The 4178-nt window shown below is 70.0% G+C and carries 4 protein-coding genes, 1 tRNA gene and 2 pseudogenes; 3 read left to right on the top strand and 4 right to left on the bottom strand.

The window, feature by feature from the left end:
- A pseudogene (locus tag AOK16_RS27735) lies at positions 1-555 on the bottom strand (ferric reductase); the annotation flags it as partial.
- A 157-nt stretch (positions 556-712) separates the two neighbouring features.
- Here AOK16_RS27735 and AOK16_RS29345 point away from each other — a divergent pair.
- Positions 713-991, top strand: a pseudogene (locus AOK16_RS29345) (FAD-dependent monooxygenase); the annotation flags it as partial.
- A 121-nt stretch (positions 992-1112) separates the two neighbouring features.
- Positions 1113-1841, top strand: a complete 729-nt coding sequence (locus AOK16_RS20500) for a DUF899 domain-containing protein (RefSeq protein WP_055473659.1) — start codon at positions 1113-1115, stop codon at positions 1839-1841.
- Between the two features lie 104 nt (positions 1842-1945).
- Here AOK16_RS20500 and AOK16_RS20495 read toward each other — a convergent pair.
- Positions 1946-2028: transfer RNA gene (locus tag AOK16_RS20495), tRNA-Tyr, on the bottom strand.
- Between the two features lie 196 nt (positions 2029-2224).
- Between AOK16_RS20495 and AOK16_RS20490 the strand changes: the two genes are divergently transcribed.
- Complete coding sequence (locus tag AOK16_RS20490; protein WP_055473658.1) at positions 2225-2713, top strand: YajQ family cyclic di-GMP-binding protein; 489 nt, start codon at positions 2225-2227, stop codon at positions 2711-2713.
- 184 nt (positions 2714-2897) lie between these two features.
- On the opposite strand, the gene AOK16_RS20485 is transcribed toward AOK16_RS20490, so the two are convergent.
- Complete coding sequence (locus tag AOK16_RS20485; protein WP_055473657.1) at positions 2898-3299, bottom strand: YccF domain-containing protein; 402 nt, start codon at positions 3297-3299, stop codon at positions 2898-2900.
- A gap of 309 nt (positions 3300-3608) precedes the next feature.
- Positions 3609-4178 (bottom strand): M48 family metalloprotease (locus AOK16_RS20480; RefSeq protein ID WP_055473656.1); only part of this gene is annotated, 570 nt, incomplete at its 5' end.

Here is a 4178-nt window from a genome sequence, read left to right as displayed (position 1 = left end):
GGTGCCCGCCGCGGCGGCCGCCAGGCCCGGGTAGCCCATGAGCTCAACGCACGCGCTGAGCAGGTCGGTTCCGGAGTGCGCCGCGTACCCGAAGAGGGCGAGGAAGGAGTGGGCGATGCACAGGGAGAGGATGTAGCGGCCGCCGAAGGCGTGCCAGCGGGCGAGCCGGTCGGCGCCGACCCCGTGCTCGATGGCCGGGACGCGGGCCATGAGCAGCAGCATGACGAGGATGCCGTAGCCGGCGAGCAGCCCGGTCAAGTGCGCACAGGTGGCGAACAGCGCGTCGAGCCGGACCGAGGGCTCGACCTGCACGGCCCAGAGCAGGGTGACCGCCGCGGCCCCGGCCGTCAGCCCGGTGCGCAGGGTCCCCGGCGAGATGCGCGGCGGGTCGGTGACCGCCAGCCGGTCCCCGACGGGGACCAAGCGGGGCGGCGAGGCGTCGTGCGGTGCGGGCTGGGCGTACTGTCCCTCGGCCTGCTGGGCGTGCTGGGCCAGGTACGCGGACAGCGCGGGATACGCGGCGGGCGGGGGCGCATCGGCCTGGGTCGTGGTCACATGGCCGAATCTAGGCGAGTGGAAGGAGGTCAAGGCGCTGGTCAGGGGCCAATCGGCAATCCTTAAGCCGCACTTGAGGATTGGCTGACCACCGGTTAAGGACGGGCGGGGAACGCCCCGGGGCCCGATTCCGGAGCCCGGTCGCGATAATGCTCCGATGACGTCTCCCTCCCCCCAGGAATCGGCCCCGGCCACCGCCGGGCAGACCGGGTCGGCACAGCACGACGAGGCCGCTCGGCAAGGCGAGTTGACCGAGCAAGCGGAGCGCACCGGCGTGGTCGTGGTGGGCGCGGGGCCCGCCGGGCTGACCGTCGCCAACCTGCTGCGCGCCGCGGGCGTGGACTGCGTGCTGCTGGAGGCCGAGAGCCGGGAGTTCATCGAGCGGCGGCCCCGCGCGGGCTTCATCGAGGAGTGGGCGGTCCGCGCGCTGGAGCGGCTCGACTACATCGTCGTCGAGCCGCCGAAGCTGGGCGGCACCGGCGAGATCACCCGCATCACGAGAACGGGCCAGCACCACTTGTGAACGGGAGGCGGACACCACCATGAAGACACCCCCCATGAAGACACCCCCGATCGTTTCGCCGCAAGACTGGGAGACGGCGCACCAGCAGCTGCTCGTCAAGGAGAAGGAGTTGACCCACGCCCGCGACGCACTGGCCGCCGAGCGGCGGCGGATGCCGTGGCAGGCGGTGGAGAAGCGGTACGAGTTCGAGGGGCCCGAGGGAACGGCGAGTCTGCTCGACCTGTTCCGGGGACGCCGCCAGCTGATCCTCTACCGCGCCTTCTTCGAACCCGGCGTGTACGGCTGGCCCGAGCACGCCTGCCGCGGCTGCTCGATGATGGCCGACCACCTGGCCGACCTCGCCCACCTCAACGCCCGTGACACCACGCTCGTCTACGCCTCGCGCGCGCCGCAGCCGGACATCGAGCGGGTGAAGGCGCGGATGGGCTGGACAATGCCCTGGTACACCATCACCGACGATTTCGACCGCGACTTCGGCGTGGACGAATGGCACGGCACGAACGCGTTCATCCGCGACGGCGACCGCGTCTTCCGCACCTACTTCATCAACGCCCGGGGCGACGAGGCGCTGGGGAACACCTTCGCCTACCTCGACATGACCGCGCTGGGCCGCCAGGAGGTGTGGGAGGACTCCCCCGAGGGCTACCCCCAGACCCCGCCGTACGAGTGGTGGAACTGGCACGACGAGTACGGCGAAGCGGCCGAGCCGTCGAAGGAATGGCTGGCGCAGACCCGCCGCGGCACACGCGACAAGCACCCCTGACGAACGGGGACAAGCGGTCCTGACGAACAGGAACAAGCGTCCTGACGAACGAGAACGGCCCCTGGCCCGCGTTATCCGCAGGCCAGGGGCCGTTCTCTTACGTGTGGCGGGTGCAGGGTTCGAACCTGCGTAGGCGTAAGCCGACAGATTTACAGTCTGCTCCCTTTGGCCGCTCGGGCAACCCGCCGGGGATGTGGCCGGGATCCGTGCCGCGTCTGCGGCGGTGCTCCCTGGCAACGACGTAAACCATACCCGATGCCAGGGGGTGGTCCGCCACCTGGTTGATGGCCACTGGATCATGGAACGGGGTGACTAGGCTGGCCATGCGCGCCGGGGACGGTGGCGTACATCTGACGGATCTACGTACGAGGAGCCAACTCACCATGGCCGACTCCAGTTTCGACATCGTCTCGAAGGTCGAGCGGCAGGAGGTCGACAACGCCCTCAACCAGGCGAGCCGGGAGATCTCCCAGCGCTACGACTTCAAGAACGTCGGCGCCTCGATCGAGTGGTCGGGCGAGAAGATCGAGATGCGCGCCAACTCCGAGGAGCGGGTGAAGGCGATCCTCGATGTCTTCCAGTCCAAGCTGGTCAAGCGCGGCATCTCCCTGAAGGCCCTGGACGCGGGCGAGCCGCAGGCCTCCGGCAAGGAGTACAAGATCTTCGCCTCCCTGCAGGAGGGCATCTCCCAGGAGAACGCGAAGAAGGTCGCCAAGATCATCCGGGATGAGGGCCCGAAGGGCGTCAAGGCGCAGGTCCAAGGCGAGGAGCTGCGGGTCTCCTCCAAGAGCCGGGACGACCTCCAGTCCGTGATCACCCTCCTCAAGGGCAAGGACCTGGACTTCGCGCTGCAGTACGTGAACTACCGGTAGGGGGTTGCCTCTTGGTGCCTCGTGGTGACGGCGGCGCGTGCGGGCTGTGGGCCGCACGCGCCGTGGCGCGTTGGCGGGCAGGGGGCTCTGGGCGGCGCCTGCCCGACGTCATCCGGGCCGACGTCATCCGGGCCTCCGCCACCGGCCAGGCCGGCATCCGGTCCGGGCGTCATCCGGTCCGGCGTCACCAGCCTGCGAAGCGGTCGTTCGTTTCGACCACCTCGCGGCCCAGCGGCATCAGCGAGATCGGGATCAGCTTCAGGTTCGCCCAGCCGAAGGGGATGCCGATGATCGAGAGGAACAGCGGGATGCTCGTCAGCAGGTGCCCCAGCGCCAGCCACCAGCCCGCGAAGATCACCCAGATCACGTTGCCCACCAGCGAGCCGACGCCCGCGTCCGGTCGCTCGACGGTCGTACGGCCGAAGGGCCAGAGCACATAGCCGGCGATGCGCAGCGACGCGATGCCGAACGGGATCGTGATGATCAAGACGAAGCAGATGAGGGCCGCGACGACATAGCCGATGGCCATCCAGATGCCGCAGAAGATCAGCCAGAGGATGTTCAGAACGATGCTGATCGGACTCATGCTTCCAGCCTCCCACGCTGTTCGACCGGTCGCGTTCTGAGACGCCGGGGGCCTTTCCAGGGTTGCTCGGGGCGATGGTCGGAGGCGGTCGGAACGCCGGCCGGGTGGTCGGGGCGGTCAGAACGGCGCCCCCGGCAGTCGGGGCACCGGGCAGGGGCAGCGTCAGCGGGGCCGGCAGCCCGCTGAAGACTCGCGCCTCGGGCGTACGCGTAGGGGCGGGGTCATCGGGACGCCGACCCGCGCGCGGGGCTCCGGGACGGGTCTACGCGTGGGCTCCTTCCGCACCGCTCCGGCGCAGGGCCGGCGGGGTCATCTGGCGTGGCCTGCCATGCGTTCCAGGCGGGCGATGCGGTCGGCCATGGGTGGGTGGGTGGCGAAGAGTCTGGACATGCCCGTCCCGGGGCGGAACGGGTTGGCGATCATCAGGTGGCTCGCGGTCTCCAGCCGGGGCTCGGGTGGCAGCGGGAGCTGCTTGGTGCCCGCGTCGAGTTTGCGGAGGGCGCCGGCCAGAGCGAGTGGGTCGCCGGTGAGCTGGGCGCCCGAGGCGTCCGCCTCGTACTCGCGGGAGCGGCTGACGGCGAGCTGGATGACCGAGGCGGCGAGCGGCCCGAGGATCACGATCAGGAGCATGCCCACGAGACCGGGCCCCTCCTCGTCGTCGGATCGGCCCACGGGGATCAGCCAGGCGAAGTTGACCAGGAACAGCACCGCGGAGGCGAGCGCTCCGGCGACGGACGAGATGAGGATGTCCCGGTTGTAGACGTGGCTGAGCTCGTGGCCGAGGACGCCGCGCAGCTCGCGCTCGTCCAGGATGCGCAGGATGCCGTCGGTGCAGCAGACGGCGGCGTTGCGGGGGTTGCGGCCGGTGGCGAAGGCGTT

Source organism: Streptomyces pathocidini (assembly GCF_001418495.1).
Taxonomy (GTDB): domain Bacteria; phylum Actinomycetota; class Actinomycetes; order Streptomycetales; family Streptomycetaceae; genus Streptomyces; species Streptomyces pathocidini.
Note: the sequence above shows the minus strand (reverse complement) of the source record. Positions and strands in the feature narration are given on the sequence as shown.

Coding starts and splice junctions, on each gene's coding strand:
- AOK16_RS20500 (WP_055473659.1), top strand. CDS start 1,113: ATGAAGACACCCCCGATCGTTTCGCCGCAAGACTGGGAGACGGCGCAC.
- AOK16_RS20490 (WP_055473658.1), top strand. CDS start 2,225: ATGGCCGACTCCAGTTTCGACATCGTCTCGAAGGTCGAGCGGCAGGAG.
- AOK16_RS20485 (WP_055473657.1), bottom strand. CDS start 3,299: ATGAGTCCGATCAGCATCGTTCTGAACATCCTCTGGCTGATCTTCTGC.